A 23,751-nucleotide genomic window follows, 5' to 3' on the forward strand; every position below is an offset into this window, starting at 1 on the left:
AGTTGTTGTGGCCGCTTTTTGTTGTTTGGGAACGCCATGAAAGCAAAAACAAGAATGTTATGGATGAAACTACATGCTTACTTTGCATGTTTTTTCTTACCTATCACCCTAGTTTATATCACAACGGGAATGTTGTACTTCTTTGATATTAAAGGGAGTGTCACATCGGAATCTGAGTATTTTATTGAGATGCCACAAGGCTGGACTAAAGATGAAAAGCAAGCTGAAGCGATAGTGACAGCCTACTTAGTGGGGGACAAATATGTTGAGCGACCTAGCGAATACTATTGGTATGAAGGTGTGCACTATTGGTACAACTACGAGCGCGAAGTAGCGCTGTCGGCGACTGATGATGACAAAGTCGCTGACTTGCATATTAAAGAGCATGACTTGCTTGAGTCATTGTTGATTGTGCATAAGGGGTTTGCAGGTACTTACTTCAAAATTTTCTCGGTGCTGTTTGGCTTAAGCCTCGCGTTTAGCATAGTGAGCGGCGTAGTGATCACTTTGCAATTACCTCAGCTTAAAGTGCCTTCGCTAATTAGTATTGCGGCGGGAGCGGCATTGCTGCTGATGGGCTTCTTTTTGTAATCGCCGCTTTGTTTGCTGTGTTTGAGTGTGAGTAGTTTGAACGATGCAATTGATGGGTATGGCTTGCACCCATATTCCAATTTAATTGTAACAATTCCACATAAATAAAAATAACATCTATTCGCATTATCATTGGTCGTGTTAATATTTTGCTAATATTCTGGGCGGGGCAACAGCATGAGCAAGAAATCCACCTTTAGCGCTGTAAAGCGGCGTAATTTAATGGCGATCATATTGGCGCTAATCACAGCGACAGTGATGATCCCAGGCATGACAGTGTATCTGCCATTTTCGTTTGAAGAGCAAATCCTTATTCCTATTTTACTGTTCCCATTTATCTGGAGCGGGTTATTTATCTACACCTACATGGCTGAAAAAGCCTGGCATCCTTTAGTTGTGATGCTGGCGCTGACCTTTAGTCATGCAGGTTTGAGTTACTATGCGTTGACTCAAGGAGCGAGTGTATGAAGAGCTTAACGATTAAGAAGCTATTTCAGCTACATAGCTGGGTGGGAGTGGTAACCGGTGTATTACTGTTTATCGTTGCTTTTACTGGTGCCGTAGCGGTATTTGCTCGTCCTGAGTTGGTGATTTGGTCAAATACGGTAACCGATGATGTGCCTCAAGCCGTGTCAGGTGAACAGGTGCAAAAGCTGGTGAATCACTATAGCGAGAAGGTGCCAGCCGAGTTTACCGAAAATATCCATATTTATATGCCAACAGGCTACAACTACACAGATTTGACCTTGCTATTTGAGTCGCACCATGGTGATGAAAATCACGAGCATGCGGCGGTATATGCTTATGAAATAGACAGTAATACGTTAGAGCTTAAACGTGAGTTTTATGGTGCCACTGGCGATTACTACATGGGGCGTAAATATAATTCAGGCTCTTTTATTGGTCACTTCCATGCCGATTTACATTTAGGCCGACCAATTGGCCTCATTTTAACAGGCTTCATGGGATTAACTCTGATGGTATCGGTGATCACAGGTCTCTATATCCATAGGGAAATGTTCAAGCAGCTGTTCACCTTTAGACGTGAAAAGAGCTTTAGCGTGCTAACCAGCGACGCGCATAAGTTGTTTGGTCTGTGGGGTAGTGTATTTCACTTAGTTATTGGTTTTACAGGTGCTTTCCTAGGCTTAGCGACGGTTATTTTACTGCCCGCTGCAGCCTACGTGAGCTTTAATGGCGACCAAGACAAGTTAGTCGAAACCTTTACCGCCATGCCTGAGCCCATTATTAGTAAAGAGTATCAACCGACAGAAATCGCCTCGATTATGTCGAGCATTGAACAAATTGACCAAAAAGCAGTGTTGATGGACTTAACTGTGATGGCGCTTAATGACAAAAACTCGGTGGTCTATGCCCGCATGATGGGTGGGGAGAACTTTTCATCTGAACTGCTTGAATACAAGGGCAATGGCGAGTTTGCTAAGTCTATGTCTAGCCTAGGCGATATTAACGGCTGGGCTATTACAGTGATTGAGTGGCTGTTCCCGTTGCACTTCGGTAACTTCTCAGGCGTATTCGTGAAGTTCCTTTGGGGCTTTTTGGGTTTATCAACCGCGTTAATACCCTTGTCTGGTGTAATGATGTGGCTAGCCAAGCGAAGCCGCGGCAATAACAGTGACTTATCGCCAATTGCTTATCAGCGTTGGAACCGCTTTGTTATCGGCTCATGCGGCGGTATTGTGCTGGCTTGTGCTGCAATGTTCCCAGCACAGGTAATATTAAATGCGACAGTTGTTGGTGTTGCGCAAAACAGTTGGTTTGCGCCTATCTTCTTTGGTAGTTGGGTCGCGTGGTTAGTGCTGTGTATTCTACCTATCGAGTATCGTCGTTTGCTCAAAGCCAATACTTTGTTAGTCGCACTGCTGCTAACTGTCATTATGCCGTTAAAGCTATTTACAGTGGATGGCTACTTAGGATATCTATTTAGCGCCAAATACAGCTTGGTTGCGGCAATTGATGTGAGCTTTTTAATTTTAGGCTTACTTAGCTTTTATGTTGCAGGCAAGGTGAAAACCCAGTCGATGGCGATGAATACAGAAGTGTTAGAGGAGAAAAGCGCATGATGTACTTGGGTTTTATGCTCATTCTGGCAAGTTTTTGGGTACTGAGAAAGTCCACATTGCCTGCAGCGTTAAACTGGGGCATTGCGGGTGGCTTAGTGGTGGCTGCTTTGGCCATTAATGTGCAAGCGCTTGGTATGGCGCCCGCCATTGTCACCTTTATTGCGAGTCTATTTTTAGCGGGCATTGTCATTGCCATGTTTACTAAGGGTAATACGCGCTAGTAGCTAGCCGAGCCGTTTTAAATTTATTAATGCCCTGTAATAAGTAATTACAGGGCATTTTTTATTGGGCAGGGATCAATCTATAGGTTTTCATCAATTCGATTGGAGATAATATCGCGGATCCATTTGTGCCCAGGTTCGGCGTTGTTGCGCTCGTGCCACAGTAATACATATTCCATCGGAATAAACTCAAACGGTAGCTCGATCAAGCTCAGCGGATATAACTTCATTGCATGTTTGGCAAAGCTAGATGGTAGGGTGAAAATCAAATCTGTATGGGCACACAAGCTGGCCGCGCCATAAAAGTCAGGTAAGGTGACGGAGATCTTGCGAGTTAGGTTTTGCTCGGCAAGATAGTAGTCCATCGCCCACCAGTCTTTGCCCTCACAGCGCACTTGTACATGATATAAATCAAGGTAATCGGCAATTTGCCATTGTTGATTTTGCACCTTATCAAGTATTGGGTGGTCATCTCGTACTAAGCACACTTGGCGGTCTTGAAACAGACTTTGCTGCTCTATGCCTTCTGGGAGTTGGTCGAACTGCTTATCTGCTTGCGGGTGAATATCGCGCCCAGTTATACCAAAGTCAATTTGCCCAAGTTGCAAATCCTGCAATGAGTTTTGATTCCACACGTATGAGTCTAGTTTAAGCTGTGGTGCTTGCTTGAGTAATGGGCCAATGAACAAAGGGAACAAGGTTTCATAAGCACTCTCAACCATGGCAAACGAGAAACGCCTTTGGCTGTCAGATGGCAAGAATGCTGGAGGTTGAGTGAGCTGATACAAACTTTGCAATAAATTGGGTAGCTGCTGACTTAGTATCTCCGCATGTGCTGTAGGCTTCAGGCCGTGAGCGGTGCGCTGAAATAACGGGTCGTCTAATGTATCACGTAAACGGTTTAAGCTTTTACTCACAGCCGACTGACTAACATTTAAGCGACTTGCGGCGCGGGTCACACTTTGTTCTTCAAGTAGTACTTGTAAGATAACCAATAAATTGAGATCAATACGAGCAAGCTTATCGATATGCACCAGATATTCCTATATGGAAATTTACTTAGGATTATATACCATTTCTGTTCATATCAATGCTCAACTAAAATAATAGCGTTATTTTTGTTTAAACCTTTTCATTTGAGCCGAATATGAAGCGAAATCTGTTCCCAACCCTAATGATGATGGTGCTATTAAGCCCATTAGCCATTGATATCTATTTGCCGTCTATGCCAACAATGGCAACGGACTATGGTGTTGAGCACCACGACGTGCAATCAACCCTGGTGCTATTTATGCTGGCTATGGGTGTGGGGCAGATATTAATTGGACCGTTAGCGGATAGATTCGGTCGTAGACCAATCGCGCTATTTGGTATCTTGCTTTATGGCTTTAGCAGCTTGTTTGGCGCGATGACCGAGCAGTTTGAGCTGCTGCAGCTAGCGCGTATTTTGCAGGGTGTGGGTGCCTGTTCAACCTCGATTGTAGTGTTCAGTGCCGTGCGCGATTGTTATGACAAGCAGCAAAGCGTGTCCATGTATAGCTATTTGAACGGCGCTATTTGTGTAGTGCCAGCGCTAGCGCCGACTTTGGGTGGCTTACTTGCCATGCAATTTGGCTGGCGATCGACCTTTATTTTTATGGCTGCCTACGCCGTGATTGTGCTGCTAGTGGTTGCGTTTGCATTTCCTGAAACTCGCCCGCAAAACACTGACAGCAGTGGCAAGCTATTTCGTTGGGCGCGTTATAAACCTGTACTTAGCGATTCGCACTTCTTGTTTTATGCCGGTGCCTGCATGGTGTCGATGGCATCAATCCTATGTTACGTGTCTTACTCATCGATTTGGTTGATTGGTCATCTAGGTGTATCTGAGCTGACGTTTAGTGGCTTATTTGGCGTTAATGCTGCAATCAATATTGTTGCTTGTTTTGCTGCGCCAGTGCTTATCAAGCGTATTGGTAATCGACCTGGTGTGATTGTCGCGTTTGCGCTAATGCTGAGCGCAGCTGTGATTGAAATTGCCCTGCAACTATGGGGACCGCAAACAGGCATGGCGGCGGCACTCAGTTTTATGATGCCTATGGTACTCTTGTGTATTGGTTTTGCTGCAGTGCTTGGCCCTGCAACCACAATGGCGCTAGCTGGGTTTGGTGAGCGTGCAGGTACTGCTGCAGCCATGCTTGGCTTTATTCAAATGGCAGGCGCATCGGTATTAACCGGATTAATTCAACAAACGAGTTTGACTGCACCTTGGGCTGTAGTGGTGATCATGGGCGGCAGCTCACTACTGTATTTGCTTATGATGGCGACGCCTAAATTGAGTTACCTGCATCAAGAACAGCATCCGTAAAACAAAAAAGCCGATGCATACCTGCATCGGCTTTTCCCATCTAGAATCGGGCGTTAACCGCAAGTCCTATTGAGAGTTCATCATCACTTTCACTATAGCTGTATCCTTGTGGGCGGTCGACATCCCTCTCTTGCCATAATTGTTCTATTTTCGCTTTGAGTGAGAAGTAGCGGCTAAATTGCCAAAAATATTGGGTGCCGATGCCATACTCAAATGTTGTCGCATCAAATTTGCTGCGTGACTCAACCATTGGGCCTAGCGTGTTGTCTTCCATGACAATGTTGCGATTAGAGACATACGTATACTCATTATTGATGTAGTTAGCTGCAATACCAACTGACCAAGCATTGGTAATGAACCAATCTGCTTTTGCTATGAACAAATGGGTCTTGCTGTCGTTTGTGCTGTATGACTTGTATCTTTGTTGTTCATCATAGTAAAACGGGTAGTCATTGTATGAATCTGACTTGTATGTTGAGTAGCCGTAGGTGGCGTTTAAGAAAATGCCAGCTGTTGACTCCAATGGAAAGAACTGTAGGTAATGAGCTGAGTAAAGGCGATTAGTGTAGTCAAATTTACTTTCATGGTTGTTGCCAATTTCATGCTCGTCATTCGAGTTTTGGGTAAAATTTATTGCAATGAGGGTGTTGTCATTGAGGTATTTCCCCGCTGACAAAGACCACGCATCCTCGCTATCTGGGCTTACCCAGTTATTTTCTTGGTTAATCCTTTGGTATGAGCCGCCAACAAACCATTTTGAGTCAAACACATACTCACCAGATGCTTGGTAGGAAGTGATAATATCAGTATTTGAGTATCCAAAACTCAATGATGAGGACTGGTTGAAAAACGAACCTAGAACCAGTGGCTTGTTGTTGGCTTCTAGCGGTTTGAAGTGAAACTCATAACTCGCATTGATAATGCCATCCGATGTAAAATCAGACTCTAGAAAGCTAACCTCAGCTTCGTGTTGGTACGAGTTTGAATAATTGTCAGGTTGGTTTTCTGCTTGAGCTGTGTGACTAGAAATTGCTAGCAAAATAGCTAACGACAAAGTGGGTTTTGTCATTTTTCATCCTTGAGTGGTTTACGAATTCTCTTTCTATTTAATAGCTTACGTATTTATTAATATTGGTTCAACATAAAGTGACAAGACAATACTGTCCTAACTGCCATTATCCACAATCAGCTTGTATTTGTGCTGCTATTACCAAGATGACGGTGAAAACTGAAGTGATTGTGATGCAGCATCCATCTGAAACCAAGCATGCGAAGAACAGTGTGCGCTTGATGCAGTTGGTGATGCCAAAGCTGCGAGTAGAAGTGGGCGAGAATCAGCAAGACTTTGTAGAGCTTAGGGCGTATTTGAGCGAGCAAAGCAAGCCGATTTACTTGCTGTACCCCAACGATAATAGCCAAAGCGCTGCAGAGGCGAATGCACCTAAAGATTGCATATTATTGTTGCTCGATGGCACCTGGAAAAAAGCTTATCGTATGTTGCAGCTTAACCCTTGGTTACTTGAGCTACCTGCGCTGCATTTAGATGTTGCTAACGCATCAAAGTACACCATTCGTAAAGCTAAGCGCGAAGATAGTTTATCAACCTTGGAAGCCACAGCGATGGTGCTAAACGAGTTAGATAGACAGCTGGATACTCAGCCATTATTTGCAGCCTTAGAGGCAATGGTGCAACATAGGCTGCAAGCTATGCCAAAGGACGTGCAACAGCGTTATCAGACTAAGTAGTTTATAATTGCGAGCCGTTGGCAATAAGGCTGTAAGTTAACAAGGAGTAGGACAGATATGACAATCAAAAATACTGGCTCAGTTTTATTAACTGGCTTGCTGTTCATTAGTCCGATTTTCATAAGCTCGTTGCTCATAAGCACTGCAGCTAGTGCTAGCGACAAGCCTAAGCTGAAAATGACCTTATCTGACAAACTCAGCGAAGATCAAAAAACTTACCATAAGACGGAAAATGAGCAGCTTGAAAAGGCGCGTAAAGCGGCGGCTGAAACGGCTAAACGCGAGCTTGATGTGTTGTCACATCAACAAAATGGTGAGTGGGAACAAGAGCAGCGTGATAAGGCTCAGGCGCAGTTCAATGAACGTAAATCCCGTGAGCAAAAGTACCTACAGGAAGCGCAGCAAGCTGCCAAGAAAGAACGTAAAATTATCAAGAAAATGTCGCCAGAAACCAAAGATTAGTTAGCTTTGGTGCTGCAGCTCCTAGTGTTGTTAGCTATATCGCCTTAAACTCAATAAATAAGTAATACCGCTTTATGTCTCAATGTCCTCTTTGTCTTAGCGCTGATTTGCAAGCATTCCATCAAGATAAAAAACGTCATTATCTGCAGTGTCAGCAATGTAAGTTGGTGACTGTACCCGCTGAATATCACCTGTGCGAAGCGGATGAAAAAGCCTTTTATGACTTACATGACAATGATGTTGCTGACGAGGGTTACCAGCGTTTTTTATCTCGCACCTTAACGCCGCTACTCGATAAAGTCTTGGCTAACGCAAGCGATGCGAATGTTAGCGATATTATCGGTCTAGACTTTGGTTGTGGCGAGGGCGCGGTATTAAGTCAAATGGCGGCGAAGCAAGGTGTGAAGGTGATGAACTACGACCTTTATTACCACAATGACCCAAGCCTGCTCGCGCTACAATATGACTTTATCAGTATGACCGAGGTGATAGAGCATGTGTATGAAGCCAAGGCGCTGATTACGCAACTAAGCGCAATGCTCAAAGCTGGTGGCACCTTAGCCATTATGACTAAGCGCGTGTTAGGGCAAGCTGAATTTGTTAACTGGCACTATAAGAATGACCCAACGCATATCAATTTCTACTCTGAAGCCACCTTTGCGTGGCTAGCCCGTGAGCTTGGCTGGCAACTGGAAGTGATCGGCAAAGACGTAGTGTTCTTCACTAAGCCTTGATTAAATCCTGATTAATTCTTGACTAGATCTTGAAAGCCGCCCGTTCCTTACTTGGGTTAACACTAAGAGCCTAGGACTATTGTCCCGCTAAGCCTGCAAATTTGTTTACATATTCAGATACAAATCATTGCCACCTCTCGCCTGATTGAGGTTAACAAACTGAGCCTAAAAGAGTAATTTATGCTGCAGGTGATTGCCTTTTGTGAGTTTTAGCAGTCTCTAGGCTCGATGATAGCTCACTACCGTGTTAGAACAGCATCACATACCGATGGAATAGCTCCAATCATGGAGCTGGAAAGGAGAAATCAATGAAACGCATGCTTACGGCGTTAACCCTGTCACTTGGGCTATTTACAGCAAGTGCGCAGGCGACAACTGCTGCCGATGTTGACAGTTTCACCCTAGAGAATGGGATGAAAATCATGGTGTTAGAGGATAGCTCAATCCCTAATGCTAATATGTACTTATTTTGGAAAGTCGGCTCGCGCAATGAAGTACCTGGCATTACCGGTATTTCACACTTCTTTGAACACATGATGTTCAATGGCTCGAAAAAGTACGGCCCTAAGATGTTTGACCGTACTATGGAAGCCGCTGGTGGTGCTAACAATGCGTACACCACAGAAAACCTCACCGTTTATACCGACTGGTTCCCAGCTAACGCTCTAGAAACTATTTTTGATCTTGAAGCGGACCGCATTCAACACCTTGATATTGACCCAAACATGGTTGAGTCAGAGCGTGGTGTAGTTCAGTCTGAGCGTTTAACAGGTTTAGAAAACTCAAACTGGCGCGCAATCAATGAAGCTGTGAAAGGCGTTGCTTTTCAGGCGCATCCATACCGCTGGTCGGTGATTGGTCATGAGTCTGACATCGCTGCCTGGAGCCTTGAAGATCTTAAGCAGTATCACAAAACTTACTACGCACCGAACAATGCTGTGGTGGTGATCGCTGGTGATGTAAAGCTTGCTGAAGTTAAGCGTCTAGCTAACCAGTACTTTGCGCCAATTCCTGCACAAGAGCCACCGCAAGAGGTGCGCACCGTTGAGCCGCTGCAAAAAGGTGAGCGTCGAGTATTCTTGCGTAAAGAGTCAGTCAGTACACCAAATGTGATGCTGGCTTACCACGTGCCTGCAACCAGCCACGCTGACTACTACGCGCTTGATTTATTAACGGCAATTCTTAGTCAGGGCAATAGCTCGCGTTTATACCAAGCATTGGTAGACAAGCAAATTGCTGTTGCTGCTGATACTTACATGCCAATGTCGTTCGACCCAAACCTGTTTTATATCATGACTGTTGCTAACCAGGGCGTCACGGCAAAAGAGCTCGAACTGGAAACGATTGCGCAAATCAACAAGGTTGCCCGTGAAGGTGTCACTGAGCAAGAGCTAGAGAAGGTGAAAAACGCTAAGTTAATCAACTTCTACCGCACCATGGAAACCATTAACGGTAAAGCCAATACCTTAGGTACGTACGAGTTATTCTTCGGCAGCTTTGAGCAGCTATTCAATGCGCCAGAGTCATACAGTAAGGTAACCGTGGAAGACATTCAGCGCGTAGCGCAAACCTATTTAGTTAGAGCGAATCGCTCGGTCGGTGTGTTAGCCGCAACAGAGGAGGCTGACCAATGAAGATCAAGCAAACATTAACTCTATCAAGCTTAGTTTTAGCCTGCGCGCTAGGTGTAAGTGGTTGTAATAGCACAACCGATACCAGCAGTGCCTCTGCGGCTGTGGTGAGCAATTCATTTGCAATGCCAGCCTATGAAACCGTGACCTTAGAAAACGGCTTAACCCTTAAGCTAATGGTTAAAAAAGAGGTGCCGCTAATTACCTTTAACGCCGTGGTTAAAGTGGGTGCAGTAAACGACGCTGTGCCAGGTATTGCGAATCTCACCGCCAATGCTCTAATGCTAGGTGCTGGTGGTAAGTCTAAGTCGCAAATTGAGCAAGAGCTTGATTTTATTGGCGCAAAAATCGCGACATCAGGCGCGATGGATGGCAGCTATGTTAGCAGCAACTTTATGGCAAAAGACCTAAATAAGGTGCTGCCAATCTTTAACGATGTACTGCGTAATCCCGACTTTGATGATGCTGAATTTGCCAAGCTAAAACAGCGCACCGTGGTTGGGCTAGCGCAAGAGAAAGAGAGTCCGCGCAGAGTAATTGGTCGCTACTACAACCAGCTGGTTTTTGGTAACCACCCATACGCGAATGCTCCATCGGGGTACGCTGGAAGCATCGAGGGTTTAACCGTTGAGCAGCTACGCAAGTTTCACCAAAGCTATTATCAACCAAGTAACACTGAAATTAGTGTCGTGGGTGACTTTGATTTAGCGAGTATGAAACAGCAGTTAAAAGCGAGCTTTGAAGATTGGCAAAATGGCGCTGCAATTGCTGAGCCTGAGCTGGCTAAACATTTACCTGAGCTGAATAAGAGCCGAGTGATGCTGGTTGATAAACCAGATGCAATTGAAACCACCTTCTTAATCGGTGGTATGGGCGTGCGTAAAGACAATGCCGATTTGGTTGGATTAACCGTAGTAAACACCATTTTGGGTGGCCGTTTTACCTCATGGCTTAACGATGAGCTAAGGGTTAATGCTGGTCTAACTTATGGTGCACGCTCAGCATTTGTTACTTATAAAGATGCAGGTGTATTTAGAATTAGCACCTTTACTAAGTCTGCCACAACTAAAGAAGCCATCGATTTAGCGTTGAAAACCTACGCTCGCCTATGGGAGAAAGGGATTGATCAAGCTACGTTAGATTCTGCAAAAGCGTACGTGAAAGGCCAGTTCCCACCTAAGTTTGAAACCAATGGTCAGCTTGCTGCTTTGATGTCAGATCAATACCTGTATGGCTTTGGTGATGAATATATCAACGACTTCCAGAAGCGTGTTGATGGCTTAACGCTTGAGGAAGCACAAAGATTAGTTAAGCAGTATTTCCCAAAAGATAAGCTGCAATATGTGCTGATTGGCAATGCCGAGAAGATTCGCGATATCGCTAAAGAGTACGGCGAAGTCACTGAAGTGGCGATTACCGATCCAGGCTTTGGTGCTAAGTGATCGAATAAGTTTGGCTTAGCCAAGCCGTCTGTATAAAGCCGTCTAGGAACCCTAGGCGGTTTTTTATTTTCAGCCCTAAAACCATCAACTTCAGTAGGTGGTTTGTAATTTCTAGTGCTCTTCAGAACACGTCACTTTATTGATTAGCTGACGTTACAATCACATTTAAAGCATGCCGTGAACACTTCCCCTCTCTGTTTAACAAGAGTGCTCGGAGAAAACATTCATGTTTTCAACGGCTTTAAATGTCATCGCAGCTCTCTGCTTTAACTTCAATTAACTATGCTCCCCTTTTCAGAAAGTGGTAATTCACTTGTGTTAACTTGGCTCTAAATAATAAAAAGTATTAAATTTACTCTGCGGGCGTCAGCAATTAGGTGTATATTTTTAGTTAAAACAATAACAGGCTCGAACAGGGAAGATATGGGCTCATTGGATATGAAGTATGTCAGATTCAAAAGTTCACCCAATCAATGCTCACTCTGCTTTTAAGTCAGTTAGTTCCCCGAATCAATCTGCTCAGCAGCAGCTTACCCATGTGCACGAAACCATTAAACTCTTGCTGTTATCGATGGCGCAAATTGAGTTAAGTCTCACCGATGGCGAGCAAAATATGTCTGGGTTGGGGCAGTTGTTCACCGATATGGCGACCCATCAACAACAGGTCAATGATTACCTTAAGACCAAGCAAGATACTCCCGCGGAGATACTGCTTTATGGCCAACAGCTCGCTGATAAGGTCAATGAAGGAGTGATAGCTTTCCAGTTTTATGATCGTCTTTCTCAGCGCTTGCAGCATGTGACTACTGGGCTGGGTTTAACCGAAGAGATCTTAGCTGATGATACTAAGCGCGGTAGCCGTTTAGCTTGGCAGCGAGTGAACGAAGAAATTAAGCAGACCTATTCGCTTGAATGTGAAAAGCATATGTTTGATTGTGTGCTTAAAGGCGTACCATTGCATGAGGCGCTTGAGCAATACAGAGCGCTGCACTCTGCTAAGGAAGAGCAAGATGACATTGAGCTGTTCTAACTAGCTTTTTCGACTTGCAGAACACTTGTCATCGAGCCGACATCACAAGCGCTAACTCGCTAACAAAGCCGCAATCACGCCCCAGCTCACCACTAATAACACCGCTAAGGCTTTAGCTAGCGGAGTGAACTGACTGGTATAGATTGGTTGTTCAAACTCAGCAGATTCAAGCTCAGCGGCTTGTTGATTTTGCTTAGCTTTAATCTGCGCTTTGCGCTGCTTATCGCGTGTTCTAGCCTTGGCTTTTTGCTGCTTTTTATATTCAGCAATACCTTTCTCGATACCTGTGGCAATCAGTTTAGTTTGCTCTTTGGTTTGCCCTGGTTTTTGGTTGGCTTTAGCAACCGCCATCGCTTGTTGTTTCGTCTCATCTGAAATAGCATTTGCGCTGCGATCTTTTTTCATTACAGCGCTCCTTCATAACCCATTTGACGCCAAGCCTCATAGCTAATAATTGCCACCGAGTTAGACAAGTTTAAGCTGCGTGATGTGCCAGCCATCGGAATGCGCAAACGCTGCTCTAACGGCGTATTGTTGATCACATCCATTGGCAAGCCACGGGTTTCAGGGCCAAACAGCAGCACGTCATCTTTTTTAAATTCAATCTCACTGTGCGGGCGGCTGCCTTTGGTGGTACAAGCCATGATACGTTTACCTGCCATGGCCTTGGCAAAGGCTTCAAAGTTCTTGTGGCGAGTCACATTGGTGAGATCTTTATAATCCAAACCAGCGCGGCGCAGCTTTTTTTCTTCAAGGTCGAAACCGAGTGGCTCAATGAGGTGTAACTGCGATCCATTATTGGCGCATAGGCGAATAATATTACCCGTGTTTGGGGCAATTTCAGGTTCAAATAAAGCAATATGGAACATGGCGCTCTCGTTGACGACTTTAAAGAGCGGCGATTATAGCCAATTGAGGGGGTAAATGGTATCTGCCCAGAAGGCGGCAGCGCTAATAAAAGCTAAAAGGTCCGTTAGCTTGAGCACCCGGTTTGAGGTTTACCTTGTCAGTGCTTTTGGTGAAGGTTTTAGATGGGAATCCTTGGGCTTCGAGGATTTTTATCGCGTTTTTGCTGATGTCGCATTGATTGTTGAACCACAAACCCACGGGAAATTCACGGTAGGTTTTCATTGATGGTTGGATTAGCGCTGAAGACAGGTTCATATTATCGGCGGCAAATTCAACTGCGGCGGTGTCACCATAGATGTAGTCAACGCGGCTTTTAAGTAGTAAAGATACGGCCTGAGGTAATGACTCAACTAAAAACAGCTCTGCCCCTTGCTCAACAAAGCTTTTGGTGACGCCTTTTGGGGCTATCATTCTCAATTGTGCGACGACCTTGCCGTCTAATTCATCTCCAACAAACTCGTTAGCTTCCAATAGACGGTGAAGTCTCAGTTTAACCAGCTCTTGTTTGGTGATTACCAATGTGTGATCTGGCGTAGCAGGAATAGGGGGATGAAAACTGGCGCACCAATTTTGTGTATTTACCTCTTTTAATGCCCGCGCGGCAGACAAGAAGTTGGCATTGATATTGATTTGTGTGCCGCTAAATGCGCGTTCGATCAACTGATAAGACTCACCGTAATTAGGCAGCTTCTCGTCAATATAGGGCGGATAGTTGATGGCGATAATGTCTAACTGCTGAGAGTTAGCATTAGCCTTTGCCGCCAATATTAGTATTGAGATGATTACAAGTAAACGTGCCATGAGTCAGTAAAATTATGAAAATTAACATAATCATAACACTCATTTCTTGAATGGATACACGTTGTACGGATATTTTTTGTAGTGCCTATGTAATGTGAGCTTAAGCGTCAGTATGTTAGCGTGGCAAGCTAATGGTGACACATAAGCCATGCGGCGTGGCATTGGTTGCCGTAATTTCGCCCTTATGGGCTTGCACCGCAGCCTGAGTGATCGCAAGGCCGAGTCCCCAGCCGCCAGATTCTCTATCGCGTGCAGAGTCTGGACGGTAAAAGGGTGCAAATATCGCTTCTAGCTCTTGCTCATCAATGCCAGGGCCGTCATCACTCACGATTATCTTTATATCATTTTCAAGCTCATGGGCTGTAATGGTGACTTGGCTGTTGGCATAGCGAATTGCGTTGCGCAGTAAGTTCTCTATTGCTCTTGCTAGGGCTTTAGGTTGATGGTTAAAGCGTAGCGAGTCAGGAATATGAATATTCAGCGTTTTTTGCTGTTGCTCTGCTTCAAACTCAGCATCGTCAAGCACCTGACTTAGAGATTCGCTGAGTTCTATGTCCATTACTGGTGCAGAAGCATTAAGGCGAATACGCGATAGGCTTAGTAGCTCGCCAATTAGGTCATCAAGCTGCTCTGCTTCATAGCTAATGCGGTCAAATTCATCAATATGTTGGTGTTTCTTGCGCGCTAGTGCCAGTGACAGTTGCAAGCGTGTAAGTGGTGTGCGCAGCTCATGAGATATGTCGCCCATTAGCCGCTGCTGACTCTTTACCATAGTCTCAATTGAGTCTGCCATGCCGTTAAATGCAATCGCGAGCTCGCCCATTTCATCAACCCGCTTAGTAGTAGCTTTATCTACACGGCTGGTTAGATCTCCAGCAGCCAAGGCGTTAGCACTGTGTTTGAGGCTACGAAGCGGCTTACCTAAATACCAAGCGAGCAGGCCACAGATTAAACCTGATAGACCGATAGCCATGATGGCTGTCAGCAGCTTGTTGTCGCTAAAGAAGAAAAACCAGGGCTTAGGGTGATGTTCAGGAAAGCGGCCATAAACTAAATAGTTCTCGCCGTTGGCAACAAACTTGTGGGGGCCAAACATAAGTTGGTCGCGAAACTGATGGCTTATGGGCTGGCCAGCTTCTTCTGCCATTAGAATAAACTTACGTAGCGCCCGACTTGGGCGGCGTGAGTTAAGTACATGGCCTTGTTCATTGGTAAGATAAAAGCGGATCGGCCCATGCTCGTTAGAGCGCCATTTGGTCAGCTTTTTAATATCTTCTTGATCAAGTCCCGGCGGCATGTCTTGCATACGCTCGGCAAAGCGATCAAGCACAAACTCTAGTCTTGGTGGCAGTGGTTTGCGGTCGTGACGCTCCTGAATCAATGGTAGCAAGGCAAACATGCCGATCAGTAATGAGCTGCATAACCAAAAACCAAGGAGTAACTTGACGAATAAGCGGCTGACAGGGCTTTTCATGGCTTAGGTTATCCAGATATAACCTTTGCCGCGCAATGTTTTTACGCGAGGGCGCCCGTCGCTGCGCTCAGGAATTTTCTTACGTACATTGGATAAGTGCATGTCGATACTGCGGTCAAACGGCATCAACTTTTTGCCTAACACCAGCTCAGATAAAATCTCTTTGGTCATTAGCTCGCCGGCATTGCTGACTAGCTGATAAAGCAAAGAAAACTCTGTGCCAGTTAGATTGATAGGTATTTCGTTGCAGAACACTTCTTGACGATTTTTATCCAGCACTAGGTCGCCAAAGCTGATGTTATCTTGCTGGGTGTGATTGTCATTACTGCCTTGCGAGCGGCGCAAAATCGCCTTGATACGCGCAATGAGTTCGCGGTCGTTAAACGGTTTTGGTAGGTAGTCGTCTGCGCCAATTTCTAAACCGACCACTCGGTCAATTTCATCGCCACGTGCGGTAAGCATTAGCACTGGGGTGCTGGTGTCTTTACGCAGTTCCTTTAATACTTCAAATCCGTTGAGTTTAGGTAGCATTACATCAAGTAAGATTAAATCGTACTGAGATTGGCGCGCCATATCTAAACCTTGCTGGCCGTCATAAGCCTGGTTTAGCTCAAAGCCTTCAAGTTCGAGGAGTTGTGTCAGTAATTCAGATAAACCTAGGTCATCATCAACAAGCAAAATGCGGTTCATTAGGATCCTCAACGCAGGTATTAACAATGCAAGATACCCATTGATTAGGGGCGTCGATACCAATCAACACAAGTATGTACGCTTATTTATCCTGATTGGTATTGAAACTGTAGCGCAATGCTGACCCAGAAGGAATCAACATTGCACTGCTTTACATAAATACCAATTAGCACAAGTATGTGATCATTCTTACTGCTTAAAATCACTTATAACTTCGTTATAAATTTTGAAGCTAGAACAACTAGCTTGCTGCAATTTATGCCTTGTTCTAATCGATTTTTCCTGCGTAACCTCTGATCACTAACTTATCCCAATTGGTATAAGTGGCGATTATTTCTTATCGCGAAGGATGTAGCGTTTAGCCTTGTTGACGACAAAGGTTAGGACAATCGACATTAGGATTAAGCCAATTGAAATAACCGGGTTTTGCATTGAGTTAGGGTCAAGTACCAGCATGCTACCTAAACCAAACATCATGATGCCTGACATGAGCTTAAGTACTTCACCTTCTTTTTCAGTTAGCTTGCGCTTACCTAAAGTAGCCGAGAAGGCAATCACGATGGCAGCGAGTGGAATAACGTAAACCACGTTGTAAGCCACTAGGTACATGTAGCGCTCAGCAGTGTCCAGGCCAGACATCGACAATACCGAGGTGTAGATCATCGGGAAGCCGGCTGTACAAAGTAGTTCGTAAGCGTTAGCCAAAATCGCCAGTACAGTTGAGCCAACAATCATAGTAGGCAGTGAGCTGGCTTTTGATAGCTTGCCCATACGTTTGATTAAGCTGCCACGGTTTTCTACCGACATCGACAAGCTAACGTCACCGCGGCCAAAGAAGTAATCCTTCATGTTCACCACAGCAGCAATCAAGGCGAGAATACCGGCACAGGTAATAATGATGCCACCGTCACCACCACCAAGTAGTTGGAATAGATTCAACCAGGCGCTCATAAAGATGAAGTAAATAAAGCCTGAGAAGAATACGAAAATACCGCCAACCAGTAACATGCGTTTGCGACTACCTGCGTTAACCATTATGCTAAGCAAGAATAGCAACACGAAGAATGCACATGGGTTGAATGCATCCACACCTGCTAGGACCACAGTAAGTAGTGGTAGTGACATCTTGTCTGGCTGTACAGCACCGATCAGTGGAATGTCTACTGGCTGCACTGATGGCGCAGGTGATACGCCCATGCCACAAGTACCAGCGGCTTCAGGGTCTGCCGATGTGTCAGAGCAAGTGCCAAATAGTGGTTCTTCTTCGGTTGATGCCTCGGCGAAATAGTCATCTAGCTGAGTGGTAATATTGGGTGTACCGCCAGCTTTTTGGTAACAAGCTTCTAAGCGCTCCATGATGTAACGGCCTGTGACATCATGGTTGTTATAGCCGACAACGGCTTCACCACAAATGGCAAAATAAGGTACTGAGCGTGGCTCAACACCTGTCATTTTGCCCACTTCCATTAGTTTATCAACAGTGCCGTCAGCGCTAATTAAGTAGTCGTGGAGTTCAATCCAGTCGATTCGCTCTGCTAACGCATCAATAAACGGGTGCGCTTCTTTACAGTGAGGGCAAGTTTGCGACCAAAAGAAGTGCAGTTTTACCTTGGGTTCGCCATTGGCTTGTTGCTCAACCCAAAAGTCATTGTTTACATCTTGGGCTTTCACTTCACCAATAAGTGCGAAGCTAAGCGCTGAAACAAAAATCAAAATACTGACAAGCAGTCTGTTCATTATGAACCTCGAGAAATATCTATGTGTGACTATTTTATGCCGAAGCAATGGTCAATAAATTAGAAATTAAGCAATTCGTTAACTAGCTCGCATAAAACCGAGCAGCAGCGTTAGAAAGTGGGTAATTCATGCTGAATACGACTGGTGGACTGAGTAAGAGGTTAAAAAGTTCAGCTAGTTAGTTGGTTTTTATTGATAGTGTGAGCACGCGCAGTTTTATGATTGTAACAATCTTGCTTGGGTTACTTTACGTTGCTTTACTATTTGCACACCCTGTTTGACATTGCAGCTTCTACAATGGTCACCAAGTTAAGCAAATATGCTTCAACCAAATACACTCTTGACCAAAAAGAGTTTTGACCAAAAGAGGAAGCCGTTATGAAAACACCTTTATCGATTGCTACAGCCATTGCTTTAGTTGTGGGCACCAGTTTTGTACTTCCTGTGTCAGCAGAGAATGCCCAAACTGAAACTGCGCAAGAAATGAAAATGGAAAAGCGTAAGCATCACAAGCGTGGTGGCATGCACAAAATGCTACGAAAGCTAGATTTGACCGAAGAGCAAAAAACTCAGGTTAAAACCATAGTGCAGAAATACAAGCCAGAAATGACAGATGCCGAGCGTGAAGCTAAGAAAGCGAATAAGCAAGCACGCAAGCAAGAAGTCATTGCACTGGTTACCGCACCGCAATTTGACGAAAGCCAAGCACAAGCCATTGTAGAAGCTGGCCAAGCTAATCATCAGCAAAAGATGCTTGATCAACTGCGTATGCAAAATGAGATTTACCAAATCTTGGATTCAGATCAGCAAGCTAAGTTTCAAGAAATGCTTGAGCGCGGTAAAAAGCGTCGCCGCTAAGCTAGTACAGCTAAGTTAGTACAGTTAAGCGAATCGCATAAGGCGCTAGCGAATTAACATTTAGTTTAATCGCATCCCCAAATTTACCAATGCTTCTCCCCAGACGTTGGTAAAGTCGCTAGGTACTCATCTCATCTAGCGGCGCTAAACGGCCACAAACATCAGTTTGTGGCCGTTTGCTATTTACGACTCGCCCGACTTTTCGATTATTGCAATCGATTCAAACTGGTATTTAACCTGAACTCGGGATAAGGAAGTGCCAATGGCTCTTTGGCCCTGGGTTATACTTAGCACTATGTTTCTAGCGAGATAGTTTTGTTTAGTTCAAGGCGAAGCTACGCGTCAATAGCTAGTCTATTGCAAGTAGCTTCAACGCAGAAGTAGGCAAAAATAGCCGTTAGAAACCGATTTATTATCTCGAGCTCAGGTTATATCTAAGTAAAGCTACTGGCTTAACTTGCCTGCCACCGTTAAGCTTTTATTAACTCCGCACTTAAATCTTTGTTGGATAACGCTGATGTCTGCACAACCTGATTCTGAATATGACTTTTGGGTCAAACTTGCTAGCCGCGCTGCAGTGGCAACAGCCATTACCCTAATTACCATTAAGTTGATTGCCTGGCTGCATTCAGGCTCGGCGAGTATGTTGGCGTCTTTGACCGACTCGGTTGCCGATACATTGGCATCAGTGGTGAATTTTATCGCCATCCGTTATGCCATTTTACCCGCTGATGCCGATCATCGTTTTGGTCATGGTAAGGCAGAACCGCTAGCTGCATTAGCTCAATCGGCATTTATTCTCGGCTCGGCATTTCTATTGTTGTTCTATGGTGGTGACCGGTTGATTAACCCTGTGCCAGTCAATCAGGCAACTTTGGGCATTATTGTGTCGGTTATTGCCATTGTGCTCACTCTAGCGTTGGTGATGCTTCAAAAAAGGGCGCTGGAGAAAACCAACAGCACTGTGGTTGAGGCGGACTCTTTGCATTATAAGTCTGACTTATTGCTCAATGGCGCAGTATTGCTGGCTTTGGTATTGGCGCAATATGGCTGGTGGTGGGCTGATGGCTTGTTTGCCATCGCAATAGCCCTGTTTATTGGTCAGCAAGCTATTGATTTAGGTTTTCGCTCGATTCAAACCTTGTTAGACCGCGAGCTAGATGAAGCAACGCGTCAGCAAATCATAGATACAGTTAAGGCTCATAAGCAAGTGAGCGGTGTGCATGACCTACGCACAAGGGAGGCGGGAAAAACCACCTTTGTGCAAATGCATTTAGAGATAGATGGCGAGCTTAGTTTACGTGCAGCTCATAAAATTGCAGATGAGGTGGAATCGAGCGTGGCAGCCTTGTTTGACGATGCTGAGGTGATAGTCCATCAAGACCCGACGTGATGCAAGTCGGCTAGCTAAGGACAAACGAACTTTGATGGTGCAAGACGCCGTAAAATCATCCATGATGGCTCCACTTTAGCATCCCTGCTAAAGAGGCTTGCTTCCTCAAAGTTCATTTATACCTCATAAAAACGTGCAATAAATGTTCATGAACGGCTAGCTATTTAATGGCTACCATCTACTCGTAGCGGTCTATTCGCGGCTATTTGCTTGTAACTATTTATTAGCTATCACCGTCTGGTTTTTCCCCTGAGTTTTAGCTTGATACAAGGCCTTGTCTGCAGCGTTAATCGTGGCGCTCAAACTAATGCTATCTTGTTTAAATATCATGGGTGATAACCCAAGACTGACACTCAGTTTTATGTCGTGCTGCTCAGTTGCAAACAGATGGTTTTCCAGTTGATGACGCAATGCTTCGCACTTGTTGTAGGCGTTGTTGATGTCGTAGCACGACAACAAGATAACAAACTCTTCGCCGCCCCAGCGGCCAAATAATGCATCGTGGGGTAAATTGGCGGCAAATAGGTTCACTAAATAGCAAATTGCCTCATCACCAATTTGATGGCCAAAACAGTCATTGATGTGTTTAAAGTCATCAATATCAAAGAGCACGCAGAAGTGGCTGAGTGGATCGCCACCATTTGCGAAAATCTGCTCTGCTTTTTGGCTAAAAGCGCGGCGGTTAAGAATTTGCGTCAGCTCATCAATTTCTGCTTGGTGTTGCAGTTGTTGCTTTAATAGATACTGCTCAGTGGTGTCGGTTAAGGTCACCTGAGATGCACTTTGCCCTTCCCACTCAATATTACGCTCAATGAGTTCAACCCATACTTCTTCGCCATTAGGTTTAATGCATTTGATTTCCGTTTTGGGTGAGGCAGCTAACTTATTGCCTTCATGGTCATCCAGCACTTCGGTAACTGTGATGCGCTGTTTTTGAAAGTCTGGGTGAATAACCGAAATAATCGACTCCAATGCCAATACTTGCTCAGGGGAGTCAAAACCTAAAATATTTGCGTAGGCTTGATTACAAAAGAGTGGTTTGAAGTGCTGGTGTACCAACACGCCTTGCACTGAGCCATCGACCAACTCACGATAGCGCTTTTCGCTGGCGGCAAGTCGGTCACGAGTAAGCATGACATCAGACAGGTCGACTATGGTGATTTGCAGTGCGTTGCGCCCTTGCCACTCAACAATGTGCTCTACCGCCAGCACTTGCATTGGTGTGCCATCGAGGCGGTGATTGATATAGCTGCGAACTTGAGGTTTCTCTATACCACTCATCAAGGCATAGTAAGTATGAGCAGCAATATCGCGGGAATCAGGGGCAATTAAATCAAGTACTGAGCTTAACGCCAGCACGTCGTTAGCACTATCAAAACCAAAGGTCTGCGCAAAGTTGTCGTCGACATGTAGTGGAACAAAGTCACGGTGAATAATGACACCATAATGAGCACTATAGTCCACAGCTTCTCCTTCCAAGGTATTTGAGGGCTAATTTTAATTTAGTTTTGAGTAAAACACCTGAGTTTTGGGATAAATATACCTGAAGTTCAGGTGCACAAAGAAGTGTGTAGCTCGCAGTTTATTGATATAACCTATTAAATTTATATTAATTTGTCTGCAACTCGTGTTTTTTTAGCAATTGATAAAAAGTGTAATCACCAACCTAGCAAGGACAGTATTATGACCCAAATTTGTCAGCCATTTACCTATGTCGACTTGCCTGACACAGGTGACGCAAACATGATGCAACTCGCCAAGGGTGAGCTTAAACAGCTAGGTGCTAATCAAGTATTGATTGAAGTGCACTGTGCTGGTGTAAATGGCCCTGATATTAAGCAGCGTCAAGGCGCATACCCTGCGCCTAAAGATGCCAGCCCAATTCTGGGTTTAGAAGTAGCTGGTACCGTAATCGCGATTGGCAGTGAAGTGAGTCAATTGCAAGCTGGTGATAGGGTTTGCGCTCTAGTGCCTGGTGGCGGCTATGCTTCCCATGTGGTGACCTATGCGCAGCATTGCCTGCCGATCCCTCAAGGTATGTCGATGATGCAAGCGGCCGCACTGCCTGAAACCTTTTTTACTGTGTGGGGCAATGTGTTTATGCGCGGTAAACTGCAAGCAAATGAGTGGCTACTTGTACATGGCGGCGCAGGAGGCATAGGCTCTACTACGATTGCGTTGGCTAAGGCGTTTGGTGCCAAGGTGATCGCCACAGCTAGCTCAGCGCAAAAGCGCGATTATTGTTTACAAATTGGTGCCGATCATTGCGTGCAGGTGCCAGGTTATGGCGCAGATGCACAAACATCGTTAGTTGACGCTGTGCTGAGCCTGACCAACGGGCGAGGTGTAGATGTGGTGCTCGATATGGCTGGCGGCGAAATGATTAACCAAAACCTTAAAATGATCGCCTCAGATGGGCGTATCGTATCCATTGCTATGCAATCGGGTGCTAAGGCTACAGTAGATGTATTTAGGTTAATGGCAAAACGGGTTGTCTGGACCGGCTCAACCTTGAGGCCACAATCTGTTGCCGCCAAAGCAGCAATTGCAGCAGAGTTGAAGCAAACTGTTTGGCCGCTATTGGATGTTGGCACGATACAGCTACAGGTCGATCGCAGTTTTGCGCTTAGTGAAGTAGTTGCAGCGCATGAGTATATGGAGTCTGGAGAGCACAAGGGCAAAATCGTCTTGCAACTAAAGTAGTGGCGCTGGAGTTGGATAGATTGGCAAGCGGTCAGTTTTAGAAACACAAAATTTGTTTTTGGCAGCTTGAACCTTAATATTTTTCGACTAAATTATGAGCAAGCTAAGGCGCTGTGCAATTTTGTTGCCTGTCTTATGCGTGAACGGTAAACCATGAGTTAGTTTTGTGAACTAGAGTTAAATTTTGAATCAAGTGCTGAGTTTTTAGTAAAAAATTCATTATTAAAGGCATTGATTCTGGATTTTTTTCTGTTTAAATACGGTCATTAAGGCAAAGCAGATATAAGCCTATTCGCTGTGACTAAATCTGCTTGTAATCAATAACTTTTACACTTCCAATATGTGTTGATTAAAGGTGTTAGCATATATGTTCAATAAAGCTGCGAAACAAGTTTGGTACGGCGAATTACGCACCAGCAAGGGTAATACAGTTGTGGTCTATGACGGCGGCTTACCAGAGGCCTCTCCTGGCCGATTAAACTTCTTCCACTCTGGCCGTAATGCCATTATCGAGTTTGTCGAAGACATAGTGACTCCCAATCTCCATGATTTAGATGCTGAACAAACTAAAGCCGCTAAAGCCGAGTTTGGTGATGCCTGGGAAACGGCTCGTAATGAGTTTTTAGCAAAGCATCCATCACGACTGGATTTATCTGCCGTGCCAGATAGTGCACCGGCTACCAAGACTAAATCGAAAGATGAAGAAATGGTTGAAGAGGAAGTCGTTGAGTACATTGAAAACGACGATGATGATGACGATGAAGACACCAAAGACTTTGATGAAATGGGTGACAACCTAGATGACATGGATTAATCCATGTGCTTTTTAAACCAATTGGTATCCGCATCACTATTGATGTTATTGAAACAAAAAGGAATAACCTAGGTTATTCCTTTT

At 44.9% G+C, this 23,751-nt stretch carries 24 protein-coding genes; 15 read left to right on the forward strand and 9 right to left on the reverse strand.

All coding sequences use genetic code 11. From position 1 onward, the window contains the following. Nucleotides 1-36 precede the first annotated feature (36 nt). From G3R49_RS17210 to G3R49_RS17225, 4 genes are all read left to right on the forward strand, one after another. Nucleotides 37-591, forward strand: a complete 555-nt coding sequence (locus G3R49_RS17210) for a PepSY domain-containing protein (RefSeq protein ID WP_167870489.1) — start codon at nt 37-39, stop codon at nt 589-591. A 177-nt stretch (nt 592-768) separates the two neighbouring features. Continuing rightward, the gene (locus G3R49_RS17215) at nt 769-1,059 is read left to right on the forward strand and encodes a hypothetical protein (protein WP_167870490.1); all 291 of its coding nucleotides are present in this window, start codon (nt 769-771) and stop codon (nt 1,057-1,059) included. Beyond that, complete coding sequence (locus G3R49_RS17220) at nt 1,056-2,675, forward strand: PepSY domain-containing protein (RefSeq protein ID WP_167870491.1); 1,620 nt, start codon at nt 1,056-1,058, stop codon at nt 2,673-2,675. Before G3R49_RS17215 ends, G3R49_RS17220 begins: the two co-directional genes overlap by 4 nt. Next, nucleotides 2,672-2,896 carry a hypothetical protein gene (locus tag G3R49_RS17225; protein ID WP_130600244.1) on the forward strand — a complete coding sequence of 75 codons (225 nt, stop codon included), beginning with the start codon at nt 2,672-2,674 and terminating at the stop codon, nt 2,894-2,896. The genes G3R49_RS17220 and G3R49_RS17225 overlap by 4 nt, the downstream gene beginning before the upstream one ends. An 80-nt stretch (nt 2,897-2,976) precedes the next feature. Here the strand turns inward: G3R49_RS17225 and G3R49_RS17230 are convergent, their stop codons facing one another. Then, nucleotides 2,977-3,930 carry a LysR substrate-binding domain-containing protein gene (locus G3R49_RS17230; RefSeq protein ID WP_167870492.1) on the reverse strand — a complete coding sequence of 318 codons (954 nt, stop codon included), beginning with the start codon at nt 3,928-3,930 and terminating at the stop codon, nt 2,977-2,979. 113 nt (nt 3,931-4,043) lie between these two features. On the opposite strand from G3R49_RS17230, the gene G3R49_RS17235 reads away from it, so the two are divergent. Then, complete coding sequence (locus G3R49_RS17235) at nt 4,044-5,243, forward strand: multidrug effflux MFS transporter (protein ID WP_167870493.1); 1,200 nt, start codon at nt 4,044-4,046, stop codon at nt 5,241-5,243. 40 nt (nt 5,244-5,283) lie between these two features. On the opposite strand, the gene G3R49_RS17240 is transcribed toward G3R49_RS17235, so the two are convergent. Next, entirely contained in the window at nt 5,284-6,312 is a 1,029-nt protein-coding gene (locus tag G3R49_RS17240; RefSeq protein WP_167870494.1) for a hypothetical protein, read from the reverse strand. 77 nt (nt 6,313-6,389) lie between these two features. On the opposite strand from G3R49_RS17240, the gene G3R49_RS17245 reads away from it, so the two are divergent. From G3R49_RS17245 to G3R49_RS17270, 6 genes are all read left to right on the forward strand, one after another. Beyond that, nucleotides 6,390-6,989, forward strand: a complete 600-nt coding sequence (locus G3R49_RS17245; protein ID WP_167870495.1) for a tRNA-uridine aminocarboxypropyltransferase — start codon at nt 6,390-6,392, stop codon at nt 6,987-6,989. A 57-nt stretch (nt 6,990-7,046) separates the two neighbouring features. Next, nucleotides 7,047-7,451 carry a hypothetical protein gene (locus G3R49_RS17250; protein WP_242620198.1) on the forward strand — a complete coding sequence of 135 codons (405 nt, stop codon included), beginning with the start codon at nt 7,047-7,049 and terminating at the stop codon, nt 7,449-7,451. A 74-nt stretch (nt 7,452-7,525) separates the two neighbouring features. Next, nucleotides 7,526-8,185, forward strand: a complete 660-nt coding sequence (locus tag G3R49_RS17255; protein ID WP_167870496.1) for a class I SAM-dependent methyltransferase — start codon at nt 7,526-7,528, stop codon at nt 8,183-8,185. A gap of 308 nt (nt 8,186-8,493) precedes the next feature. Further along, the gene (locus G3R49_RS17260; protein ID WP_167870497.1) at nt 8,494-9,819 is read left to right on the forward strand and encodes a pitrilysin family protein; all 1,326 of its coding nucleotides are present in this window, start codon (nt 8,494-8,496) and stop codon (nt 9,817-9,819) included. Next, nucleotides 9,816-11,258 carry a pitrilysin family protein gene (locus G3R49_RS17265; RefSeq protein WP_167870498.1) on the forward strand — a complete coding sequence of 481 codons (1,443 nt, stop codon included), beginning with the start codon at nt 9,816-9,818 and terminating at the stop codon, nt 11,256-11,258. The genes G3R49_RS17260 and G3R49_RS17265 overlap by 4 nt, the downstream gene beginning before the upstream one ends. A 445-nt stretch (nt 11,259-11,703) precedes the next feature. Further along, the gene (locus G3R49_RS17270) at nt 11,704-12,288 is read left to right on the forward strand and encodes a hypothetical protein (RefSeq protein ID WP_210147267.1); all 585 of its coding nucleotides are present in this window, start codon (nt 11,704-11,706) and stop codon (nt 12,286-12,288) included. A 51-nt stretch (nt 12,289-12,339) separates the two neighbouring features. Here G3R49_RS17270 and G3R49_RS17275 read toward each other — a convergent pair whose 3' ends face one another. The 6 genes from G3R49_RS17275 to G3R49_RS17300 form a co-directional block, all read right to left on the reverse strand. Continuing rightward, nucleotides 12,340-12,693 (reverse strand): DUF2956 domain-containing protein, encoded by a 354-nt coding sequence (locus tag G3R49_RS17275; protein WP_167870499.1) that lies wholly within the window; start codon nt 12,691-12,693, stop codon nt 12,340-12,342. Continuing rightward, nucleotides 12,693-13,157: a tRNA (uridine(34)/cytosine(34)/5-carboxymethylaminomethyluridine(34)-2'-O)-methyltransferase TrmL gene (gene trmL / locus G3R49_RS17280; protein WP_167870500.1), complete on the reverse strand. Its 465-nt coding sequence runs from the start codon at nt 13,155-13,157 to the stop codon at nt 12,693-12,695. The genes G3R49_RS17275 and trmL overlap by 1 nt, the downstream gene beginning before the upstream one ends. An 82-nt stretch (nt 13,158-13,239) precedes the next feature. Continuing rightward, entirely contained in the window at nt 13,240-13,998 is a 759-nt protein-coding gene (locus tag G3R49_RS17285) for a hypothetical protein (RefSeq protein ID WP_167870501.1), read from the reverse strand. A 115-nt stretch (nt 13,999-14,113) separates the two neighbouring features. Continuing rightward, on the reverse strand, nt 14,114-15,472 hold the full coding sequence (locus G3R49_RS17290) for an ATP-binding protein (RefSeq protein WP_130600262.1): 1,359 nt from the start codon (nt 15,470-15,472) through the stop codon (nt 14,114-14,116). Nucleotides 15,473-15,475: 3 nt separating this feature from the next. Beyond that, a complete protein-coding gene (locus G3R49_RS17295) occupies nt 15,476-16,162 on the reverse strand; it encodes a response regulator (protein WP_130600264.1) in 687 nt (228 codons plus the stop codon). Nucleotides 16,163-16,492: 330 nt separating this feature from the next. After that, nucleotides 16,493-17,899: a cytochrome C biosynthesis protein gene (locus tag G3R49_RS17300; protein WP_167870502.1), complete on the reverse strand. Its 1,407-nt coding sequence runs from the start codon at nt 17,897-17,899 to the stop codon at nt 16,493-16,495. A 378-nt stretch (nt 17,900-18,277) separates the two neighbouring features. Here G3R49_RS17300 and G3R49_RS17305 point away from each other — a divergent pair, with 378 nt between their 5' ends. Together G3R49_RS17305 and G3R49_RS17310 are read left to right on the forward strand one after the other, a co-directional pair. Then, a complete protein-coding gene (locus G3R49_RS17305; RefSeq protein WP_167870503.1) occupies nt 18,278-18,757 on the forward strand; it encodes a Spy/CpxP family protein refolding chaperone in 480 nt (159 codons plus the stop codon). 517 nt (nt 18,758-19,274) lie between these two features. Continuing rightward, nucleotides 19,275-20,150, forward strand: a complete 876-nt coding sequence (locus G3R49_RS17310) for a cation diffusion facilitator family transporter (RefSeq protein WP_130600270.1) — start codon at nt 19,275-19,277, stop codon at nt 20,148-20,150. Between the two features lie 216 nt (nt 20,151-20,366). Here G3R49_RS17310 and G3R49_RS17315 read toward each other — a convergent pair whose 3' ends face one another. After that, entirely contained in the window at nt 20,367-21,614 is a 1,248-nt protein-coding gene (locus G3R49_RS17315) for a sensor domain-containing diguanylate cyclase (RefSeq protein WP_167870504.1), read from the reverse strand. 219 nt (nt 21,615-21,833) lie between these two features. On the opposite strand from G3R49_RS17315, the gene G3R49_RS17320 reads away from it, so the two are divergent. Next, the gene (locus G3R49_RS17320) at nt 21,834-22,853 is read left to right on the forward strand and encodes an NAD(P)H-quinone oxidoreductase (protein ID WP_167870505.1); all 1,020 of its coding nucleotides are present in this window, start codon (nt 21,834-21,836) and stop codon (nt 22,851-22,853) included. Nucleotides 22,854-23,220: 367 nt separating this feature from the next. After that, on the forward strand, nt 23,221-23,667 hold the full coding sequence (locus G3R49_RS17325) for a hypothetical protein (RefSeq protein WP_130600276.1): 447 nt from the start codon (nt 23,221-23,223) through the stop codon (nt 23,665-23,667). Nucleotides 23,668-23,751: the final 84 nt, after the last annotated feature.

It is taken from the genome of Shewanella sp. WXL01, from assembly GCF_012263345.1.
Lineage (GTDB): Bacteria > Pseudomonadota > Gammaproteobacteria > Enterobacterales > Shewanellaceae > Shewanella > Shewanella maritima.

Excerpts from the sequence above, each read along its gene's own strand:
- G3R49_RS17275 (WP_167870499.1), bottom strand. The coding sequence starts at position 12,693 with ATGAAAAAAGATCGCAGCGCAAATGCTATTTCAGATGAGACGAAACAA.
- G3R49_RS17290 (WP_130600262.1), bottom strand. The coding sequence starts at position 15,472 with ATGAAAAGCCCTGTCAGCCGCTTATTCGTCAAGTTACTCCTTGGTTTT.
- G3R49_RS17320 (WP_167870505.1), top strand. The coding sequence starts at position 21,834 with ATGACCCAAATTTGTCAGCCATTTACCTATGTCGACTTGCCTGACACA.
- G3R49_RS17285 (WP_167870501.1), bottom strand. The coding sequence starts at position 13,998 with ATGGCACGTTTACTTGTAATCATCTCAATACTAATATTGGCGGCAAAG.
- G3R49_RS17235 (WP_167870493.1), top strand. The coding sequence starts at position 4,044 with ATGAAGCGAAATCTGTTCCCAACCCTAATGATGATGGTGCTATTAAGC.
- G3R49_RS17305 (WP_167870503.1), top strand. The coding sequence starts at position 18,278 with ATGAAAACACCTTTATCGATTGCTACAGCCATTGCTTTAGTTGTGGGC.
- G3R49_RS17255 (WP_167870496.1), top strand. The coding sequence starts at position 7,526 with ATGTCTCAATGTCCTCTTTGTCTTAGCGCTGATTTGCAAGCATTCCAT.
- G3R49_RS17215 (WP_167870490.1), top strand. The coding sequence starts at position 769 with ATGAGCAAGAAATCCACCTTTAGCGCTGTAAAGCGGCGTAATTTAATG.
- trmL (WP_167870500.1), bottom strand. The coding sequence starts at position 13,157 with ATGTTCCATATTGCTTTATTTGAACCTGAAATTGCCCCAAACACGGGT.
- G3R49_RS17300 (WP_167870502.1), bottom strand. The coding sequence starts at position 17,899 with ATGAACAGACTGCTTGTCAGTATTTTGATTTTTGTTTCAGCGCTTAGC.
- G3R49_RS17225 (WP_130600244.1), top strand. The coding sequence starts at position 2,672 with ATGATGTACTTGGGTTTTATGCTCATTCTGGCAAGTTTTTGGGTACTG.
- G3R49_RS17310 (WP_130600270.1), top strand. The coding sequence starts at position 19,275 with ATGTCTGCACAACCTGATTCTGAATATGACTTTTGGGTCAAACTTGCT.
- G3R49_RS17210 (WP_167870489.1), top strand. The coding sequence starts at position 37 with ATGAAAGCAAAAACAAGAATGTTATGGATGAAACTACATGCTTACTTT.
- G3R49_RS17325 (WP_130600276.1), top strand. The coding sequence starts at position 23,221 with ATGTTCAATAAAGCTGCGAAACAAGTTTGGTACGGCGAATTACGCACC.
- G3R49_RS17270 (WP_210147267.1), top strand. The coding sequence starts at position 11,704 with ATGTCAGATTCAAAAGTTCACCCAATCAATGCTCACTCTGCTTTTAAG.
- G3R49_RS17260 (WP_167870497.1), top strand. The coding sequence starts at position 8,494 with ATGAAACGCATGCTTACGGCGTTAACCCTGTCACTTGGGCTATTTACA.
- G3R49_RS17265 (WP_167870498.1), top strand. The coding sequence starts at position 9,816 with ATGAAGATCAAGCAAACATTAACTCTATCAAGCTTAGTTTTAGCCTGC.
- G3R49_RS17250 (WP_242620198.1), top strand. The coding sequence starts at position 7,047 with ATGACAATCAAAAATACTGGCTCAGTTTTATTAACTGGCTTGCTGTTC.
- G3R49_RS17295 (WP_130600264.1), bottom strand. The coding sequence starts at position 16,162 with ATGAACCGCATTTTGCTTGTTGATGATGACCTAGGTTTATCTGAATTA.
- G3R49_RS17240 (WP_167870494.1), bottom strand. The coding sequence starts at position 6,312 with ATGACAAAACCCACTTTGTCGTTAGCTATTTTGCTAGCAATTTCTAGT.
- G3R49_RS17220 (WP_167870491.1), top strand. The coding sequence starts at position 1,056 with ATGAAGAGCTTAACGATTAAGAAGCTATTTCAGCTACATAGCTGGGTG.